20 protein-coding genes are annotated in these 20671 nt (G+C 35.1%); 14 read left to right on the forward strand and 6 right to left on the reverse strand.

The features are described 5' to 3' along the window. Positions 1-141: 141 nt before the first annotated feature. Positions 142-1899, forward strand: a complete 1758-nt coding sequence (locus tag IE155_RS00700; protein ID WP_189376169.1) for a lysozyme family protein — start codon at positions 142-144, stop codon at positions 1897-1899. 2 nt (positions 1900-1901) lie between these two features. Next, a complete protein-coding gene (locus IE155_RS00705) occupies positions 1902-2702 on the forward strand; it encodes a hypothetical protein (RefSeq protein WP_189376170.1) in 801 nt (266 codons plus the stop codon). 16 nt (positions 2703-2718) lie between these two features. Here the strand turns inward: IE155_RS00705 and IE155_RS00710 are convergent, their stop codons facing one another. The 3 genes from IE155_RS00710 to IE155_RS00720 all read right to left on the reverse strand — a co-directional run bounded on the left by IE155_RS00710 (position 2719) and on the right by IE155_RS00720 (position 5621). Continuing rightward, entirely contained in the window at positions 2719-3570 is an 852-nt protein-coding gene (locus IE155_RS00710) for an EamA family transporter (protein WP_189376171.1), read from the reverse strand. A 126-nt stretch (positions 3571-3696) separates the two neighbouring features. Beyond that, positions 3697-5121, reverse strand: a complete 1425-nt coding sequence (locus tag IE155_RS00715; RefSeq protein WP_189376172.1) for an amidohydrolase family protein — start codon at positions 5119-5121, stop codon at positions 3697-3699. A gap of 215 nt (positions 5122-5336) precedes the next feature. Further along, positions 5337-5621, reverse strand: a complete 285-nt coding sequence (locus IE155_RS00720; RefSeq protein ID WP_189376173.1) for an encapsulin-associated ferritin-like protein — start codon at positions 5619-5621, stop codon at positions 5337-5339. Positions 5622-5985: 364 nt separating this feature from the next. Here IE155_RS00720 and IE155_RS00725 point away from each other — a divergent pair, with 364 nt between their 5' ends. The 7 genes from IE155_RS00725 (at position 5986) to IE155_RS00755 (ending at position 13707) form a co-directional block, all read left to right on the forward strand. Then, complete coding sequence (locus tag IE155_RS00725; RefSeq protein WP_189376174.1) at positions 5986-7620, forward strand: diacylglycerol kinase family protein; 1635 nt, start codon at positions 5986-5988, stop codon at positions 7618-7620. A 97-nt stretch (positions 7621-7717) separates the two neighbouring features. Further along, a complete protein-coding gene (locus tag IE155_RS00730; RefSeq protein WP_189376175.1) occupies positions 7718-8644 on the forward strand; it encodes an MlaA family lipoprotein in 927 nt (308 codons plus the stop codon). A gap of 2 nt (positions 8645-8646) precedes the next feature. After that, positions 8647-11040, forward strand: a complete 2394-nt coding sequence (locus IE155_RS00735) for an efflux RND transporter permease subunit (RefSeq protein WP_189376176.1) — start codon at positions 8647-8649, stop codon at positions 11038-11040. Positions 11041-11293: 253 nt separating this feature from the next. Beyond that, positions 11294-11845: a BON domain-containing protein gene (locus IE155_RS00740; RefSeq protein WP_189376177.1), complete on the forward strand. Its 552-nt coding sequence runs from the start codon at positions 11294-11296 to the stop codon at positions 11843-11845. 191 nt (positions 11846-12036) lie between these two features. Beyond that, on the forward strand, positions 12037-12714 hold the full coding sequence (locus IE155_RS00745; RefSeq protein ID WP_229816917.1) for a 2OG-Fe(II) oxygenase: 678 nt from the start codon (positions 12037-12039) through the stop codon (positions 12712-12714). Positions 12715-12719: 5 nt separating this feature from the next. After that, positions 12720-13232, forward strand: coding sequence for a hypothetical protein (locus IE155_RS00750; protein WP_229816919.1), 513 nt, complete (start codon positions 12720-12722; stop codon positions 13230-13232). A 103-nt stretch (positions 13233-13335) separates the two neighbouring features. Beyond that, complete coding sequence (locus tag IE155_RS00755; RefSeq protein WP_189376178.1) at positions 13336-13707, forward strand: hypothetical protein; 372 nt, start codon at positions 13336-13338, stop codon at positions 13705-13707. Positions 13708-13742: 35 nt separating this feature from the next. On the opposite strand, the gene rnt is transcribed toward IE155_RS00755, so the two are convergent. After that, positions 13743-14411: a ribonuclease T gene (rnt, locus tag IE155_RS00760; protein ID WP_189376179.1), complete on the reverse strand. Its 669-nt coding sequence runs from the start codon at positions 14409-14411 to the stop codon at positions 13743-13745. Positions 14412-14577: 166 nt separating this feature from the next. Here rnt and IE155_RS00765 point away from each other — a divergent pair, with 166 nt between their 5' ends. Beyond that, entirely contained in the window at positions 14578-15444 is an 867-nt protein-coding gene (locus tag IE155_RS00765; RefSeq protein ID WP_189376180.1) for a flagellar protein MotY, read from the forward strand. A gap of 80 nt (positions 15445-15524) precedes the next feature. On the opposite strand, the gene IE155_RS00770 is transcribed toward IE155_RS00765, so the two are convergent. Both IE155_RS00770 and IE155_RS00775 read right to left on the reverse strand, forming a co-directional pair. After that, the gene (locus IE155_RS00770; RefSeq protein WP_229816920.1) at positions 15525-16097 is read right to left on the reverse strand and encodes a peptidylprolyl isomerase; all 573 of its coding nucleotides are present in this window, start codon (positions 16095-16097) and stop codon (positions 15525-15527) included. A gap of 121 nt (positions 16098-16218) precedes the next feature. Further along, positions 16219-16803 (reverse strand): TetR/AcrR family transcriptional regulator, encoded by a 585-nt coding sequence (locus IE155_RS00775; RefSeq protein ID WP_189376181.1) that lies wholly within the window; start codon positions 16801-16803, stop codon positions 16219-16221. 286 nt (positions 16804-17089) lie between these two features. Here IE155_RS00775 and IE155_RS00780 point away from each other — a divergent pair, with 286 nt between their 5' ends. The 4 genes from IE155_RS00780 (at position 17090) to IE155_RS00795 (ending at position 20653) form a co-directional block, all read left to right on the forward strand. Next, positions 17090-17641 (forward strand): carboxymuconolactone decarboxylase family protein, encoded by a 552-nt coding sequence (locus tag IE155_RS00780; RefSeq protein WP_189376182.1) that lies wholly within the window; start codon positions 17090-17092, stop codon positions 17639-17641. Between the two features lie 86 nt (positions 17642-17727). Then, positions 17728-18378, forward strand: a complete 651-nt coding sequence (locus IE155_RS00785) for a DsbA family oxidoreductase (protein ID WP_189376183.1) — start codon at positions 17728-17730, stop codon at positions 18376-18378. A gap of 197 nt (positions 18379-18575) precedes the next feature. Beyond that, positions 18576-19844: a cell division protein ZapE gene (gene zapE, locus IE155_RS00790; protein WP_189376184.1), complete on the forward strand. Its 1269-nt coding sequence runs from the start codon at positions 18576-18578 to the stop codon at positions 19842-19844. A 26-nt stretch (positions 19845-19870) separates the two neighbouring features. Beyond that, the gene (locus IE155_RS00795; RefSeq protein WP_189376185.1) at positions 19871-20653 is read left to right on the forward strand and encodes a phytanoyl-CoA dioxygenase family protein; all 783 of its coding nucleotides are present in this window, start codon (positions 19871-19873) and stop codon (positions 20651-20653) included. The last annotated feature ends 18 nt before the right edge of the window (positions 20654-20671 follow it).

Raw genomic sequence — 20671 nt, forward strand, 5'->3', positions numbered from 1 at the left:
TTAGTTACCGGTTAACCAAAAGCAAGAAAATTAATTATTCTGCAATTTAGACCATCGTTAAGGAATATTATATTCTTGTATTCTTTACATTTTTGAATAATGCCGTTATTTTGGTGTTATCTTTCACTTGGATTTGTTGACATGAATAGATTATTAATTCTCCTTTTAGGTTTTTTAGTGCAGTTCGAGGTGCAGGCCTTGTCAAATGACACTGAAGACTTTTACTTATGTGCTGCAAAAACAACTGAAAACACGTCTTGGAATTTTGGTACAGCACCTTCCTATTGTGATATTAGTCCTTTTGGGGATCCTAAGTTTGTTGATGACTACCTTAGCCAAATAATCTTTGCAAGTGAACAAAGCGTTAATACAGAAAGAGTTCGTTATATGAACGAGCTAAATGCTGTTATTAAAGTTGCTGCAAAATATTATTTATCGGTACGTAAACCTGATGCTTCAAGTGAAGAAATAGCCGCTTGGGTATACGCGATAAAAGTGGTAGCTAATCAAGAAACGTTTTGGAGCCATTACTTTCGTTCAGTAGTCGATAATAAGACCAAAATGATGCGAGGGGATAGTGGTCATGGTCATGGTATGATGCAAATTGATGATCGTTGGCATTTTACTCAAATTAATGAGGGCAAAGGCTGGCAAATCTTTGAAAATATGATCTATGCCATGGAAATTTTCTATGCTGAATGGCAAAACGCCGCAAACGCTTCGTGTGTTTCTTCAACAAGCAATTGGGTAGAAAGAACGCGATCTGCATATTCTGCTTATAATGGTGGGCCTAGCAAAATTTGTCGTTGGTCTGCTAACCCCGCATGGCAAGATGATGGTTTTTTGGATAAATTCAATGCTGCCGCTTGGCAATCTTATATAACTGACGAAACCTTAACCACAAGTATTGACGTTGAGTGTTTGATGGAAGGTGTTGAGTTTTGTTTACCTAATTATCAAGCACCAGAACAATCCCAAGATACTGATGAGCAAATGTGGTGGTACAACTTTTTAACCTTAACAACGGGTGAAACCTGTGTGTTAGCACAAGGTGAGTATCATTGTTTGTCACAAGAGCAAGATGCCGTATGTTTAAGCGCTATGTTTAATCGTATAACAGTAGCTGCTGCTGTAGAACTATCAGAGCAACAAACGCAACGTTATAGTAAAAAGATATATGATCGTCACCATTGTCTGGCTCAATTACAACATAGCTTTACTGTTGGCGATATTATTATCACTAATAAAGATATTAATATTCGTCAAACTCCCGCAGGTAGCGATACGAATGTTAATAGTATAGTAGGTGAGGCATACCAAGTGTTAGATGTTGTGGTGTCTTTATCGCCTGTACAAGAAAGATATTACAAAATCAAAAGTAACACGACTGTTGGATATGTTTTTGCTGGCGATTACGATACTTGGCAGGATTGGGCGTATCAAGGAGATGTAAATAACTTAGATGAAAACAACAAAGTTATCGCGATGGTAGGGGATACAGTGTATGTAACATACGATAATGGTTTATCATTGCTTTCATCGAGTCAAGACAACGCTGATACGCTTGCAACAATTGCTAAAGGTAGCGCATTAAAAGTTGATGAAGTTAGTGTTCAAGGGGCAAGTAATGATGTTTACTATCATGTAACTTATCAAGGTCAATCGGGAGTCATTTACGTAGGGCAACTGCTTTCAGAGTCTAACGAATTAGATAATGTATCGTTCAGCGAACCTAACGATATCGACACCGAGCAACCGAACATACCTGATGATAATAATTCACCTTTAAAAAGTGGCGGCAGTTGGCATTGGTTTTCATTGATGCTGTTGGCAACGGCTCTTAGTTGGAAATGGTACTTAAAGGTCGTAAATATAGGAAGAAATAAAGGTGGTAAATAAACATGCTTAAAAAAGTAATCTTAGGCGTTACGGTGCTCTTTTTTATAGTTGCCTTTTATTATTTGAGTGCTGATATTAAGGGAGATTCAGCAGAATTAACTGTGCAGAAAAGTTTACCTAATAGTGATCAAGCTAGTGCGAGTGTTAATGCAGCAAGACAAACGACTGAAACAAAAAAAGAAACTCAAACACCACCATCAACTAAAACATCGCTTAGTTCGTCATTTTTGCATCAACGACAGCAATTATTAGCTCAACTGGATGAAATTGAAGATTGCGAAAATAATGGCTTATGCCCCTTTAATGAACAAGATCCTAAACAATCACTGTTTCAGCAGGAAACAATGTTAGTTAATGCCTTAAAAAACCTGCAAAAGATGCATCAAAAAGAAGAACAATATGATGAAACCTTAGCCGAAGTGACTGGAAAATATTTGAGTAGTCCTTTAGGGCGGGTGCAGTATCAAGCCATTAACATGATGGCACAGCAACCAAACAATCAAAATAATGCAAATATTTTGCTTTCTGCGTTAAGTGATAGTTACGACAGTAAAGTAATGGCAAGCGCTATGGAAGTATTAGCAGAATATCCAGAGCAACAGCAGCACTATGAAAATATGCTGATACAAACCTTAACTACGGGAAGTTTTTATGTTTCTCGCACAGTTGCTAAAGAAGTGCGACATATTTTAACAACAGACAACATTGCGAAATTTGAAGATTTAGCTCAAGCGTTGCCTGCAAATACCGCAAAAGCCAAAATATTAAAAGCGTCGATTGCTGATTTTAAAGCGAGTCAGTAGCCTAGGCGAAAAGTTGCTATTGTTTTCGATTGAAATACTGATTTAACCATAACGCCAGTAAAATAATTGCTCCCCCAATACTGAGAGTTAATAGGTTGGCGTCTCGATTCCAAATAACGATGTTAACGACAATGCCGGCAGGGATCAGTAAGTTATTCATTACGGCAAGCGCGCCAATATTAACCAGTGTTGCGCCTTTATTCCAAGCAAAAAAGCCAAGGCCAGAAGCCACTACGCCAAGGTAAATTAGTATACCCCATTGTGTTGTCGTAGTAGGCAGCTTATCAGAATTTCCAAATAAGGCGTAACAGGCGCTAGCCACAATGAGTGCGCCAATAAAAAACCAAGCAAATATAGTTTGTTGAGGAATAGCCGCATTGTTACTCATTAAACGTTTATATGTGACTTGCCCTGTGGCAAAACAAAGATTTGCGGCTTGCACTAGTAATAACCCTATAATGAAATTTTCGTCGATGCCTTGATAACGAATAGCGACAGCGCCCATAATGGCAATTAATGCGACGATAAAAAACTGGCGATTAAAATGTCGCGCAATAACATCGTTTAATAATGTGATATAAAGCGGTGTCATTACGGTAAATAACAGGACTTCAGGCACACTTAAATATAAAAAAGAATGATAGTAAAAGCTGTACATCGCCCCCAATTGTATTGCCCCTATTACCATTAGTTTACTGATCAATGTTAGCTTAATGCCTTTGAGCTTTATAAAGGGTAAGAAAACTAGCGTAGCAAGGGCTATACGAATTAGTACGCTAAACCATGCGTCTACCTGACCGGCTAAATACACGCCAATTAAACTAAATGAAAATGCCCAAAGTATGGTGATGGAAAATAGATAAGCCATTATTAATTTTACCTGAAAAAAAGGCGATTCTAACCTATTGGTTTATAAAATAATAATTAAGATAACTGTAAATTAATTACGCCCGCAGGGGAATCTCCCCCAGCGGGTGTCAACGTTGCATACTGGTTATTGACCAGCCACATATTTTTTCGCATTTGCTTTTAATTGGTTCAGGGCATCTTGGTCATAATAACGATTATGAGCAATAACACCGGCAAGCTTTTGCGTGTTACGAATATCTGTTAATGGGTTAGCAGTTAAAAAGATTATATCTGCTGTTTTACCCTGAGTAAGTGCTCCAAATTGTTGGCTTTTTCCCAGAAAGTTAGGACCTGCAAGGGTTGCTGATTGAAGGGTTTGTAAGGGTGTTAACCCGTAATCATTATAAATAGCAAGTTCTTGATGGAGTGATAAACCAGGATAAATATAGGAATTTAAAAAGCCGGCATCAGTCCCCGCAATAATAGGCACACCTGCCTGTTGCGCTAATACGAGTAAGTCAGCTGTTTTAACAAAACGCGCTTTACGTTGCGTTATTTGCTCAGCGGTGTCTTTATTGGCTCTGTCTACTCGCCATTGATAAGTGGCTTTAAGGCCTTTGCCAATATAATTTAAAAAGTCGTCATTTTGATGGTTATCTTCATCAATATAAGCAGTAATTTGGCTACCGATTAATGTTGGTACAACTGCGGTGTTATTGTTGGCGAGAACAGTATATTTAGTAAGTGCTGTTGCTTTATCAATATTGGCGGTAATTATTGGTAAAGCGCTTCGATAACTAAGCTCACCTGACGCCACTTTACGTGATATGTCAGGCTCGTTAATTGCGGCGGCTTTTAATAAGTATGTCATATGCTCTATAGCATCTAGACCGGCATTGGAAACATCGGTTACTGATAGTGAAAAAGGGATATGTCCTGATATTTGGTAACCACGTTTTTTTACTTCTTTGACGGCTTTTAAATAAAGCTCAGGTGTTAATGCGCTATCGGTAATTTTTATAAAATCGACTTTCATCTCGTCTAGGCTATCAATTGCAGCATTCATTTCTGTGACTGTTTCAACTTCTAGATCACCCGGCCAAATAGAGTCTTTGCCTTCAAGCTTCGGGCCTGATGTGTATATGGTTGGCCCAATTAATTGGTTGTTATTTACTTGTTCGCGCCAGCTTAATACTGATGGGCTTAAATCAGCAGCAGCATCTCGAACAGTGGTAATTCCATAAGCAAGGTATAAGGGTAATAGCTGTTTATTTTCTTCAATTAACTCCTCACCACCGCCAAAATGGACATGCATATCCCATAAGCCTGGCATCAAATATTGTGCTTGAGCGTCAATATAATTAGTCGCAGTATAATGATTGTTTAATGGCTGACTGCTGCGTTCAATAATGATCCCATCACGAATAGCTAATGACTGATTCTTATTGAGTTCACCGGTGTTAACATCAATAATCGTTGCATTACTGATCACTATATCAGCTTGTTTGCTTGGTTGGGTGCCACACGCAGAAAGTAATAAGCACGTTGAAAATAAAAGTATAAATTTCATATTATTATCCTGAATTTTTTTTCAGAATAGCATAAAGGTAAAGAGTAAACAGATGCTTTGAGTTAGAAAGTAAGAAAGATAAGATAATTGAGAGATAACAGCCCTAGGTGTTTTGTAGAAAAGAGATTACCTTCTAACGCTGTTGTTAGAAGGTAATTAATAATAAGTAAAAAATTAAGTTAAGCTAATAAAATAGTTAGCATAAAATAAAAAGTTTAATGGCCTATTTTACCTTCAGTAAATAAGTAATCTTTAAGCTCTTTATCCATTACTTTATCTCTACGCCTGATCCATTCTAGCACCATCGCGGCATGTTCTTTTTCTTCATCACGATTGTGGATTAATATTTTTTTCAATTCTTCATCTTTACATGTATCAACACGTTGGTTATACCAGTCAACTGCTTCAAGCTCTTCCATAAGCGACACAATTGCTTTGTGCATATCTTTTGTTTCATCAGATAGTTCTTCGTAGGGTTCATGATAGCCTTCGTTAGCCATTATTTTCTCCTGTTGTTTTATTTTAGGGTTTTATCAACCTGCTAGAAATACTATAACGCTGTTTTTAGCAATTTGCAGATAACGTTGCACAACACGCGTCATATTTATTTGATGACAATAGTAAAGCTAAATACATGCCGATAATTATATCTCTCTAACTTTATGATAAATAAATGTTTTATTTTCTTTGTGACTACATGTGATGGTTTTAATATGAATGATTAACAATTAATTATGTAATATTTACATAGTTTTCTTCAATATGACCGAAGTTAAAATAAAATATAATTAATTATCAATAATTTAACTTGTCGGTTCGCTTTTTGCACTTGTACAACTATTCAATTAATAACAAGAGATATCGATGTTTATTTATCTGTATTACACGGGCTTAGCTGTATTATCTTTTTGTATATCTGCCTTAAGTGTGGGCAGCATTTCTTTTTTATTTGCATGGATAGGTTTAGCGTTAGCTATTGTTTCTAGTGCATACGTTTTTAAAAAGCCCTCTGTATTTAGAAAAACGCAGTATGGCACCATACCGTTTATTATGAGTATTTTGCTCTTACCATTTATTATAGGTGTTCACCTTTATAATATTATTGCCTCTTGGTTTGATAAAACGGATAGAATTCATCATATTAAATATGGTGTACATGTAGGAAGTCGCCTAAATTCTAGTAGTTTATTAACGCTAGAAGATTTAAATATTAAAGCCATTGTGGATATGACTGCAGAATTTAATGCACTTAATTGGAGTGCATCAGCGATGGAGTTTGAATATTTAAATATACCCGTACTTGATCATCAAAGCCCTAAAATAGAAGAACTTCGACAAGCAATTACTTGGATTGAAAATCAGGTAGAACAGGGGCACCCGATAGTCGTTCACTGTGCGCTTGGACGAGGTCGTTCTGTTTTTGTCGTTGCCGCTTACATGTTAGCTAAACAACCAAACCTTTCTGTTAGAGAAGTATTGGAAAATATTTCTAAAATTCGCCATTTTGCTAGTTTAAATCCTTCGCAATTAAAAACGTTGGTCAAATATCATAATAATAATGAGATACAGTTTTACAAAACTGCTTGTTTAATTGCTAATCCGGTTTCTGGTGGTGGTAAATGGTTAGAGTCACAAGCGCAAATTATTAATCAGTTATCTCCACATTTTAAATTATCAATTAAAGAAACTACCAAAGAAAAATCTGCTACAGAATATGCTAAGCAGGCGCAGAAAGATAATGTTGAAATTATTATTGCCGCAGGTGGTGATGGCACATTAAGGGAAGTGGCTCAACAATTAGTAAATACAACAATTAAGTTTGGCATTATACCTCTAGGAACAGCTAATGCGCTTGCGCATCACTTATATGGTAACGTTTCAAAAGTCGATCCTATTGGTACTGCGGTGTCACATATAATGACTCAACGTTGTGAAAAAATAGATACTGCTGTTTGTAATAACAAGACAGTCTTGTTACTGGCTGGTATCGGTTTAGAGCATGAGATGATACACAATGCGGATCGTGATAATAAAAATAATTCAGGTCAATTTGCTTACTTAGAAGGTTTTTTTCGAGGATTTGCACAAGGTAAAGCATACACACTCACCGTCCAATTTGATGAACAAAAAGAACAGTCGTTAACTTGTACTAGTTTTGTTGCAGCTAATGCAGCCCCATTTACCAGTTTACTTGCACAAGGTAATGGCTCACCGAATGTTAAAGATGGTCTTTTAGATGTCACTTGGATTAAACCCTCAGACGGCGCTACTAGCAAGTTGATTGATTTTGCAGAGCTAGTTGCAGCAAGCTTTAACTTTCGTAATGGAAATACACCGTCAAATGATAATAGTAATATTCAAACAGAACTTGCTACAAAAGTGACCGTAAAAAGTGAGCAATTAATACAATATGTTATTGATGGCGAAGTTTTTGAAGATGATATGGTGATAATAGAGTCTAATCCTCAATCGCTTAATATATTTATGGCTAACGAATAGGTGACTTTGTGACCCCGTGTTCAAGTTGGTTTTTGTCTATGCTGATTAGCGACTCGTAGTTTGAATAATTAAACATAAACGTTTCAGGGAATTAATCATGATAAATATAAAGAATTGCGTAAGTGTTAATTTGCAAGAGCATGGCTATATAGGTATACGACACTTTGTACTGTTAGTGTTTTTATTGATACTAGGTGCAGGGTGTTCAACTACAAACGGTAAATTATCTGAAAAATCAATTAATGGTGAGCAACCAATTAAAGGTCCTTATGAAATAGCGGCAGAGAGAAATTCGCCTACTGTTGTTAGTTATGCAGCACCAGAAGATTCACTACGTTTTATTAATGAACCTATTTTTAAATTTAATGATACTGTTTATCGTTATGTACTTAGTCCATTAGCCAGTGGTTATGAAAAGGTTGTTCCAAAGCCCGTTGATAATAGCATTCGTAACTTTTTTTATAATTTACGAGAGCCGCTTTATGCAGTGAATCATTTATTACAGGGAGAGCTTGCTAAGTCAGGGAAAAGCCTCGCTCGTGTATTAGTCAACTCTACCATAGGTTTATTAGGTTTGTTTGATCCAGCGAGCAGTATGATGGAAATTGACCGCGATAAAACTACTTTCTCAGATACATTAGCGGCTTATGGCGTCGGTCATGGGGTGTATATTGTTTTACCTTTTCTTGGTCCATCAGACCTTAGAGATACTGCTTCTTTGTCTTTTAATTACTTTGCCCATCCACTTAATTTTATCAATGACGATAAAGCCGCTCAGCAACTTTTATTTGTTGATGGTGTTCAAGCACAAATACCTATCTTAGCTAAGTACCCTAAGGTATTAAGCGATATTGATAACCCGTATGAATTTACGCGTAATTTATATATGCAAAATATTGAGCGAGACGGCCAAGAACGTCGAAATGAGGTATTTAAAACAGAAAAGCAAAAACAATTAACCAATAACTCCGCTAGTGACCCCTCTAGCAACCCTTCTCATAAAATACGTTCGACAGTAGAGTAATTATGTTGAAAAAAAATACGATTACTTGGGCTTACGCGATATGTTTTATATTTGTTTTATTAACCGTCATATTCGCATGGCAGGCTAAAAACTTTGAAATAGATGCCTCGGCAGATACCTTGTTGGTGGATAATAATAAACACTATATTTTAACTCAACTAGCTGATCAGCGTTATGGCTCTGAAGAATTTATACTCATAGCGTTTAAACCCAATAATAATGCTTTATTTGCAACTGATAATCTTAATACGCTATCTAATATTGGTAAGGAAATTGAAACAATTTCGCGTGTAAAACAAGTAAAAAGCATAGCTAATATGCCTATTTTTTCAGCGGCTGACAGTGTATCTGCAGATATTCAAAACTTTACATGGGAGAAGCAAAAGTTCGATGAAGCGACACTCTCATTAAGTTTAAAAATGCATCCGTTGTATGAAGGCTTACTTGTTAATAAAGCGCAAACTGCTTTGTCGTTGCAGGTGGTGTTTAAAACTGATCCTAATTTAGAAAAAATTAATTACGATATTATTGATATAAAACGTCACTTATTAACGCGTGAGTTAACAGATGATGAGCTTGATTTACTCGAGCAATTAAAACAACAGCAACAAAGTTTTAATAAGCAATTAGAGCAAACTCGTCTTGATGAAATTGAAAAAATTCGTGCTGCTTTAGTGCCATATAAAGCAAAAGGAGAATTTTATTTAGGGGGGAATAATTTATTATCTTATGAACTTATCCAAATTATTCAAAGTGATTTAGTGCTCTTTGGTTCTTTGATTTTTTTAGTTGTTATTTTACTGCTTTGGTTTTTGTTCAGACAAATAAGCTGGGTAATTCTACCCATTATTTGTTGCGCGACGAGTGTTGTAATTACCATAGGATTACTGGCTGCACTTAACTTTAAAGTGACTGTAATTTCAGCCAATGTCTTTGCATTACAAATTATTTTGTCTTTGGCTATGATTATTCACCTTATTGTTCATTATCAAGAACTGGTAGCGAAACATAGTGATTGGCCACATAAAAAATTAATATTACATACGATAAAGCAAAAAATAAAACCCTGTTTTTATGCGGGACTAACAACGACTATTGGTTTTGGTTCACTTATCTTTAGTGGCGTTCAACCGGTTATCAGCTTTGGTTGGATGATGGTAGTTGCTATGGTAGTAAGTTTCATTGTTAGTTTGAGCTTTTTTCCCGCATTACTTTTTGCGCTTTTTAAAAAGCAGGCCTTTGTTAAAAATCATAAATTACTCGAAAGCAGTATGAGTACAATGGCTGACTTTATTAAAGCCCAACCTAAAAAAGTACTTGTTATTTCAGTTTTAGTAACGGCTATTGGCGCCTTTGGTTGTTTAAAGTTAACGGCTGAAAATAGCTTTTTGAATTATTTCAGCGAAGAAACGGACGTAAGACAAGAGCTAACTTTTATTGATCAAGAATTTGGCGGGTCAACGTCATTCGATGTGTTACTTAATATTCCAGAAGAGCAAATAAGCGCTAATTTAGTGATTTCTGCTAGCGCTGTACAAACGGTTACTGCTATTCAAAATATGTTAGCGCAGCAGCAGGCTATCGGTGTTATTACTTCAATTGCCGATTTTACTCGAATTGCACAAGTGGTTAATGGTAAACCACTTACTGAATATGAGCTTACAGCACTTTATAAAAGTTTAGATACTGACTTGCAGCAAGAGCTATTTGGCGCTTACTTTTCAGAAAAAGACAATCAAGTACGTATATCCATGCGTGTACAAGATAGTACTCAAGATTTAAACCGCGCTGACTTATTGCAGAACATTCATACGGAATTATCTGCATTAGGGCTTAAAGAAAAAGACTATACGCTTACGGGATTGTTTATTCTTTATCAAGATGTTTTATCACGGTTAGTCGATTCGCAAGTGCTTACCATACTGATTGTTTATGGCGCGATGGCAATAACACTAATGATTATATTCTCATCGTTAAAAGTAGCCTGTATAGCGTTAATCCCCAACTTGATCACAACTTTAGTTATCATGGGCATATTAGGCTTATTTTCTATTCCATTAGATTTAATGACTATCACGATTGCCGCCGTCGCTATGGGGATCTCAATGGACGATACTATTCATTATATTCATCGATATTTAGAAGAAAGGAAGCTTGATAAAACAGGTGACAAAGAATGGGTTAAACGGACTAACTTATCGGTTGGATATGCGTTGATTTATACCACTTCAGTTATTGTTATTGGTTTTGGCACATTAGTGTTTTCTAACTTTGTACCGAGTATGTTGTTTGGTCTTCTAACAAGTGTCGCTATGATAGTAGCGTTGGTGACTGACATCACTACGTTACCTGTATTACTGAGAAAGTATATAACCAAAGATGATGTTAAGTCATAGTGTTAATTCATAATCTTGAACTTTGGCGATTGTAAATTTTTTCGATATACCTATTAAGAATTCATACGCTCATTTATTAATGAGTTTTCTTATGTTTAATACCATGTATTTTTTACACTTTATGCTTGTAAAAAAAACAAAACAGTTATTGTTAAGTCTAGTTTAATTTAAGTAATGTTATTGTTTATCAATTACTTATGCTTTGGTATGGATATCGCATTACTTAGTATGATTCATTCAAAAGGAGAAGATTATGAAATATTCAATGGGTTCAATCATTATTGCTACAATAATTACTGTAGGTTCAACAACGGCCTATGCTGAAAACACTTGGAAAGATAAATCTAAAGATGCCTGGATTGATGGTAAAGCTGAAAGTACTTTATTACTCAATGGCAATTTAAACTCTTTTGATATTAATACCGATGTATCTAAAGGTGTTGTGACACTTACCGGTAAAGTAGATAGTAAGGTTGATAAAGCGCTAGCCGAAGAGTTAATTGAAAGCTTAGACGGCGTCGAGTCTGTTGATAACAAATTAACAGTATTGAAAGAAACTTCGTCAGACGATGATACCATGATGACGGCGTTAATGGACTCTAAGGTTGAGACTGTTGTTAAAACTAAACTACTTGTTGAGTCCGAAGTAAATGGTACTGATATCGAAGTAGAAGTTACTGAAGGTACCGTTGTGTTATCAGGGAAAGTTGATTCTGACAGTGAAAGACAATTAGCTGTAACTATTGCTAAAAATACAGATGACGTTAAAAAAGTCGTTAATAAATTAACTATTATCAATAGTTAAAATCGAAATTGACAACATTCAATAGTTTTTAATGATGCCAAAAGCCAGTAGCTTACCGCTATTGGCTTTTTTATATTGATTGCCATATTAAAGATAGCGCTAAAATTCAGACATAGTGTTAATATACTACATCTTTAATTTTATATTATTAGCAATGCAATGTTAGCTTTGTCTTTAAAGGCAGTATTCAATTGACCCTACCTCAAAATATAAACTCTAGTGATGACACTTTACTTTTCGACTCTATTTCAAATGATATTGTGGAGAAAGGTTACAGTATTCGTCCGTATGCTTTACCTGAAAAATTAGCGGGTTTATTACTCCAACAAATTAACGAATTATCAGATGAAAAGTTTAAACGGGCAGGTGTTGGTCGGGCAAATGATCATATCATTAATGATTTTATTCGTATGGATGAAATATGTTGGATCACTGGAAATAGTGAGGCCGGTAGTGAATGGATAAAATGGGCAGAATCACTGCAGAAACATCTTAATAGACATTTGTTTCTTGGTTTATTTTCTTTTGAAAGTCACTATGCACATTACGCTAAAGGTGACTTTTATAAAACCCACAAAGATGCTTTTAAAGGAGAGGGTAACCGCGTGTTGTCGCTTGTTGTCTATCTTAACCAAAATTGGTCGCCCGATGATGGGGGAGAACTTGTTATTTATGATAAACAATCAACAAGCTCTTCTGTTATCGACAATAGCAAAGTTACAGTTACGCCAAGCTTTGGGACTATCGTAACCTTTTTAAGCGAAGATTTCCCGCATGAAGTATTACCAGCAAAGCGTGATAGATATTCTATTGCAGGCTGGTTCCGTTTGAATAATAGTATTGCCAATAATATCGATCCACCCAGTTAAACGAATTGATAGCTATAAGAATTTTACCAAATAAGGAGTTATCGCTGACTAAATTAATTAAAGAATTACATACACTTAAAGAGTTAGATGATATTAATCAACAACTTGTGCCTTTGAAGGAAATAGCCGACAGAGAACTTGCTTCAATTTATGGCTTAACAGGGAAAGTGTATACACCTCATGTAGATCGTTATATGCAAATCTGTATAGAAAAAGCTGAGATTTTAACTTGTTTAAAAAAACAAAAAATAATACCTGTGTCAGAGGTTGAGATCATAAGTGAAAAATTAAACTTTCTATATAAAAGCACAAAAAATCGCGAAGTTATTGAATATAATGGAAATCAATACGAACGAAGATTTTCGCCTCTTAAATTGAGTAAATCGGGTAAGAATGTACAGAAGTGGGCTAAATTTTGGTTGTTACAGCTACCTAATGGTAAGAGTGATCCTGATTGGGAAAGCCAAGTTCGTGAAATTTGGCCAAGTTTCTTTTTAATTAGAACAATAGAGTTATAACTTAAGGATTTATTAATTGTCATTTTATTGAAAATGGCAATATGTGAATTTTCTTATACACTTTGATTATGGAATTGAGAATAATCAAATAAAGGGATGTTTGATGAAATTAAGTAAACCTGTGTATGAAAAATTACCGTATATATATTTTCTTATAAGCGCTTTATTGTTAATGAGTGGTGATAATATTGCGCTAATGCTTTCTGCCATATTATTTTATGGAGCCGGTTGCATAACACTCGTTAAACGCTCACATCATCGTCGATTAGATAAACCTCGTAATATAAAAGAATATGTATTGCCCGATGTCGTATATGAATATTTACCTTATTTATTTGGTGCTTTGGCTATTTTAAGCTTTTTACATTCTGCAAACCCATATATTCAACTTTGTTCTTTTAGTATTGGTTTATTAGCACTTAGAATTATTTTATTTAGACATATTAATAGATGTAAAGCGAAAGGACTTTTTTAGCTTTTAACTAACTATGAAAGCCCTTTATTTATATATTAATCAATAGGTTTAGCATCTTCGGCTATTGGCCAGCCACCGAGTTGTTGCCATTTATTGGCGATATAACAAAAAAGTTCAGCTGTTTTTTCTGTATCATATAATGCGCTGTGAGCTTCTCGATTATCAAAAGGAATATTGGCTGCCATACAAGCTTTTGCTAACACTGTTTGTCCTAAAGCAAGGCCTGATAATGTTGTAGTATCAAAGCTAACAAACGGGTGAAAAGGAGAGCGTTTAAGTGCACAACGTTCGTTAGCTGCGTTAACAAAGCTCAGATCAAAAGAGGCATTATGAGCAACCATAATAGCTCTTTGACAGCCAGCAGTTTTCATTTTTTTACGAATTAATTTGTAAATAGCACTAAGCGCTACTTTCTCATCTACCGCACCGCGTAAAGGGTTTGTAGGATCTATACCGGTAAATTCTAAGGCGGCTTTTTCTAAGTTTGCCCCCTCAAAAGGTTCAATATTAAAGTGAATGGTTTCGTCTAAAGAAAATAAACCGGTTTCACTATCAAAAGCTAAGGTAGTTGCCGCTATTTCAAGTAAGGCGTCAGTTTGAGCATTAAAACCCGCTGTTTCAACATCAATAACAACAGGAAAGTAGCCTCTAAAGCGCTCAGAAAATAATTGGTTATTATTAGAATTTGCAGATATTTCGGTCATACTATAAAAAACACTATTTAAGAAAATAATTTAAATTAATGTTATTATCGCAGAAAGTGGCAGCGAAAACTCAATTGTTCTTGAAAAAGATAAATTAATTTTTAGCTAAAGAAATTCTAAATTTAGTCGATACCAATAATGTTGCTAATAAACTAGAAATATCGTTATGTATAAAATTTTATCAATACTTACATTGTCGCTTATTGCTACAACTGCCAATGCCAGCATTAGGCAGTATCAAGCTGATCTAGACAATTCTAAATGGCAATTGACTAACAACTCACGTTTAGAGTGTACTTTGGCTCATCAAATACCTAATTATGGTTTAGCTAAGTTTTATAGTCGTGCTGACCGCAATATTAATATGGAATTTGAATTAGATATGCTGCGCTTGCCAGATAATTACTCGTTAGCAGAAGTACGATCTGTTGCACCAAAGTGGAAGCCTGGACAAGGGGGTTACACTATTGCCAATATGAAATTACATAAACAGTTTTCACCTGATCTGCCTAAAAAAGTTGCTTGGACTATGTTAAACGAACTTGAACAAGGTATGAGTCCAACGTTTTATTATAATGACTGGTATAGTGATAATGATAAAATATCGGTTGGTTTATCAAGTGCTAGCTTTAAAAAAGCCTATCAAAATTTTGTTGGTTGTGTTGGTAACTTATTAAATTATAATTTTGATGACATTGCTTATACCGTACTTAATTATCAATTCAATAGCGATGAACTAACTAAGGCTTCACGCAAAAGAATTGCTATGATCACTGAATATTTAAGTTTAGATTCAGAGCTTGAACTTGTTCTTGTTGATGCGTTTACAGATAGTTATGGTGGTCGCAGTCTTAACCAAACAATTTCAGAAAAAAGAGCTGAAAAAATTAAAGAATATTTTATCGCCAGTGGCATAGACCCTGAACGTATTGCAGCTAAAGGCTATGGTGAAAAACGCCATATCGCTTCGAATAATACCGTATTAGGTCGCGCTAAAAACAGACGTGTGGTTGTTCGGATGGAGCAGCCTTAAATTAAATAATACAAAGCTGTGAATAAATAATGCTCGCGCAGGCTACATTGTATAAATGTAGCCTTTTTTTGACGTATAAATTAGTTTTCTTTCTCTTCATCTAAAACAAGCACTCTGATAATAGTGATCATTTTTTTGGGAACTGTTGGATAACCTAAATTTTCACTATAACCTACTTCAACTTTAGACATAGCTTCAACAATATCGTAGCCCTCTATGACTTCTCCAAACACCGCGTATCCCCAAGAATTACCTGGATCTAAATTAGTATTGTCATTTAAATTTATGAAAAACTGATTGGTTGCTGAGTGTGCATCGTTAAGCTGTTTCGCCATGGCAATTGTGCCGATACTATTTTTTAATCCATTACCCGATTCATTAAAAATAGGCTCGTTAGGTATAACCTCACTATAATTAGTATTAAACCCGCCTGCTTGAATAAGATAATCTTCTTCAATACGATGAATTAAGGTTTGATCATATTTACCTTGTGCAACATACCCTAAAAAGTTATCTACTGTAATTTTTGCTTTAACGCGATTGAGTTCAATAATGATTGAGCCCATTGTAGTTTCAACCCTTACTTTCGGGTAAAGGTTATTTGGTTGAATATATTGGCCTTGAGTACTCGCTGCAAGAGTTTGAAACGACACTAATATACTTATAATAAATAATGAAATTCGGCGCACTTTTTTTCCTCTTTAAAGACTACAAACGTTATAAGGTATTTATTTTCCCTTGTAAAACACAGTTCATATATTACTTTTTTAGTTGTTAGAATGGATAGTGAGTAAATATATCGTCAATCATTGTTTCAAGTTTGCTTTTATCATTGGTGATTTTAGCAAAAGTACGTAATCCAGTAATTTGAACTTGAATATAATTAGCGAGATCTTCAGCACTTTTATCTTGGCTTATTTGCCCTAAGTTTTGAGCTTCTTGGATTAATTTAACAAATTCACTGGCAATTTCATTTAAATGTGATTTGGTAATGTCGATAAGTTCTTGGTGTTCAGGTGTTAATTCGCTGATTGTTTTTGCCAACATACACATGCCATTGGGCGCGTTTTCTCGGGTGTCTAATACAAGTGCTTTTATAAAGGTGCTGAGTGCTTCAATAGGGCTATTATACATTTGCTTACACTGATTAATTTGGTTCTTAGCCATATCTGTGTAATTTTTAAGAGCTTCTTTAAATAACCCTTCTTTACTGCCAAAAGCGGCGTAAATGCTACCTGGCCGCATATCTACTTCTTCTTGTAAATTGCGCATTGAAGTAGCGTGAAAGCCTTTATGCCAATAAAGGTTAGTGGCTAAATTTATCACCGCTTGTCGGTCAAATTTTGCTTGTTTTGCCATAATTAATGTTCTAAAAACAACTTGAACTGTCGTTCAATTGTAGTTTTTTATAATAATGAGGTAAAGCAAAACCTACTTATTCTTAACTTTGCTAATTCAAAATTAACTTAGCGATAAAGCAAAAAATCAAATGTAAATAATAATATTTGAGCAATCGTTCAAAAGTAAATTGAACGATCGTTCATATTGCTTTATAGTGTCATTAATAAGTAAAAAATAACTACTTTTTTGTTATTACTAGTCACAATTAACCATGGTAAGTAAGTAGCCATTGATGGAGAATAAAATGAGTCAATTTAAATTTCATACAATAGAAACAGCGCCTGAGGGTAGTAAAGAGATATTAAAAGGTGCTGAAAAACAAATAGGAGTTATTCCAGGTTTATATGCGGTAATGGCTGAGTCCCCTCAAATTTTACAAGCCTATACTCATTTACACCAAATGTTTACTGCAACCTCTTTTAATGCTGAAGAATTAACTGTGGTTTGGCAAACAATTAATGTAGAGCATGAATGTCATTATTGTGTGCCGGCACATACAGGAATTGCACATTCAATGAAGGTTGATCCAACACTTACAGAAGCACTGCGAAGCCAAAGCGCTATGCCGACAGCTAAATTACAAGCTTTACATGATTTTACATTAGCGATGGTGCGTGAAAGAGGAAATGTCTCACAAGATCAAATGCAAGCTTTTTTTGATGCGGGTTATAGCCAACAACAAGTCTTAGAAATTATTTTAGGTCTATCACAAAAGGTGATTAGCAATTATGTCAATCATGTAGCTGACACACCTGTAGATTCAATATTTGAAGCATTTTCTTGGACTAAAAAATAGCACATTATAAAGGCTCCTTATATGATGAAGGAGCCTAGATAAAGCTGTTTTGTCTGTCGTTATAAGTCAATCTAAAAGAGTTAATTATGAGTGAGAAAATTAAACTAGATATTATTTCTGATGTGGTATGTCCATGGTGCATTATTGGTTATAAACATTTAGAAGCGGCCATTGAAGAATTAAATTTGCAGGATAAGGTTGAGATTGAGTGGCAACCATTCGAGCTTAACCCTGATATGTCATGTGAAGGTGAAGAGCTTCGTGAGCACGTTGCTAGAAAATATGGTTCTTCAACAGAGGACAGTGTTCGAGCAAGGGCTAATCTTACTCAGTTAGGTGCTGATTATGGTTTTAAGTTTGATTACTTCGATGGTATGAAAATTGTGAATACGCTGGATGCTCATATACTGCTTGATTACGCACACCAAGTAGACAAACAGACTGAGTTAAAAATGCGTCTGTTTTCAGCTTTTTTTACTGAACGTAAAGATATTTCAAAACGAGAAGTATTGATAGAAGAAGCCAAGGCAGTCGGTATATCGCCTGAACAATCACAAGCTGCATTAAATGATGTACAGTTAAAAGCGCGAGTTAAGTCTCTTGAATCTCAGTGGCAACAAATGGGGGTATCAAGTGTTCCAACGGTTGTTTTTAATCGCACTAGTGCTTTAACGGGGGCTCAACCACAAGAAACATTTACTCAAGTTTTACGCGAACTCATGCAAGCTAAAAGTTAATAATAAGTAGACAAGCCTAAATTATAACTCGAGCCTTTGCTAATGTAATGATTGTTAATGTAACGTTTCGATTTTTATTAAGGTAACTTCGACTTATAATTGACAAGGTCAACGATGTAAAATGAAATGACTAATGCAATTAATAGGGTAAAATAGTGTGTTGTTAATTACTGTTAAAAGCAAATCACAAAATAACTATGACTACTCAATTGTTGCAAAGTCCCTCATTATTATGTTACTCACCGTTATCACAATATCAGAGCCTAGTTAATTCGAATAAAATAAGCTTTGATCCCTCTCAGCAACAAGCGATTGAATTGTTACAGCAGTTGTATTTAAGTTTGCGAACAGTAAACCCGAAAAAATATAATGAAAATTTGAATACCGGTATTAAAGGTGTGTACTTATGGGGAAAGGTAGGGCGTGGTAAATCCTTCTTGATGGATTTATTGGTCAATGCTTTATTAAATACATCTGACAATACATCACCTCATCACTTACCTCTAGCATTATGTAAGCGGCTACATTTTCATCATTTTATGCAAGATATTCATTATCAGTTAAAAGAATTGTCGGGGAAAGCAGAGCCTTTAAGGCTTATTGCGAAAGAATTTAGCAAGCATTACAAGGTATTATGTTTTGATGAGTTCTTTGTATCCGATATTGGTGATGCCATGTTGTTAGGTAATTTGCTTCAATACTTATTTGAACTAAATATTGTGGTTGTTAGTACGAGTAACTGCGCACCTAATGAACTTTATCGAAATGGTTTGCAGCGTGAACGTTTTTTACCTGCAATTGCAGCAATTGAGCAATATATGCATGTTCTTCATTTATCGGGTGAACATGACCATAGGCAGCGCACATTAACTTATGTACAAAATTATTATGAATTATCCAATTCAAGGGCAAAGCAAATTGAACTGCATCAATACTTATTAAATCAATATCGTTTAAAGTCGTCTGAAAAACACATTAAGTTATTAGGTAGAGAAATTGACATAGTTGCTCAAAATTTTGAAAAGGAGAATCACGCTATTTGCTTTGAATTCTCTGCTTTGTGTGAAGGCCCTCGTAGCCATTTTGATTATGTAGAACTGGCCAAGCAATTTAGCACTATTTTATTATTTAATGTGCCTCCTATGAGTGGACAAGCTTATGAAAGAATCAAAGCGAGGGGAACGGAAGATAATGGGTCTAATATCAATGTATCGTCGGGGATAACTGGCGAACGAGAAGTGGTATTAGCTCCCATGGATGATGCCGTTAGGCGATTTATAGCATTAGTTGATGAATGTTACGATAGGAATATTAATTTGGTGATAACGGCGTATGTTCCTCTGCATGAACTCTATAAGAGCGGTTCGTTAATGTTTGAATTTGAGAGAACTAAAAGTCGATTAACTGAAATGGCTTCACAAGAATATCTAGATAGAATATCAGCTACGAGTCTTAACCAATGTTAAATAATAGAATAAGGTCATAAAAATTAATGTTAAGAAACTCAGGTCAATTAAAAAATGAATACGATGATCAAGGTTACTTTGTTATTCGTAATTATTTTTCTGAAGATGAAATAGCAGCTTTGCGTAGAGTTATTTTAACGTTTCATGAGTTATGGAAAGAAGATAATCTCCAATTTTATCAAGAAGAGGCTTTTAACTCGTCATTAATTACGGGAAGCCAATATTTATCATGTGCAGACCGGATTAAACTTTTTAATTTTATTAGTTCAACAAAGATAATGTACCTTGTGAATTCGCTGATTCCTATTAATCCAGCTTTTATGAATACGCAGTTGTTTTTTAATCCAGTGAGAATTGAACAAAAAGATTTTTGGCATAGAGACTGTCAATATGACCATGATTTAGCAGGACAAAAAATTGCGATAACACATACCCAAGTTGTTCACCTTCGCGTGCCTTTATTTGATGAGTTGGGTATGGAGCTTGTGCCTGAAACACATAGACGATGGGACAATGAAGAAGAGTTTAATGTACGACAAGAAGAAAAGGGCAGAGTTAGTAGTGATGATCTTTCTACAGGCAAAAAAATTCCGTTGTCTGCAGGCGATATATTAGTATTTTCAGCTGATATGATTCACAGAGGTCTTTATGGGCTAGATAGGTTGGCGTTAGATATTTTAGTGTTTGATCCATCAGGTGATTTTGCTGATTACATTGATGATGATTGTTTACCAGACTCTTCAATGTTGAGTAAAATTACTAACCCAACATTGTTTGTTAATAGCATTAATTTAAAGGTAAAAAGCTAAGCTACGTTTACCTTAAAG

Origin of the sequence: Thalassotalea profundi (assembly GCF_014653195.1) — a bacterium.
GTDB classification, from domain to species: domain Bacteria; phylum Pseudomonadota; class Gammaproteobacteria; order Enterobacterales; family Alteromonadaceae; genus Thalassotalea_B; species Thalassotalea_B profundi.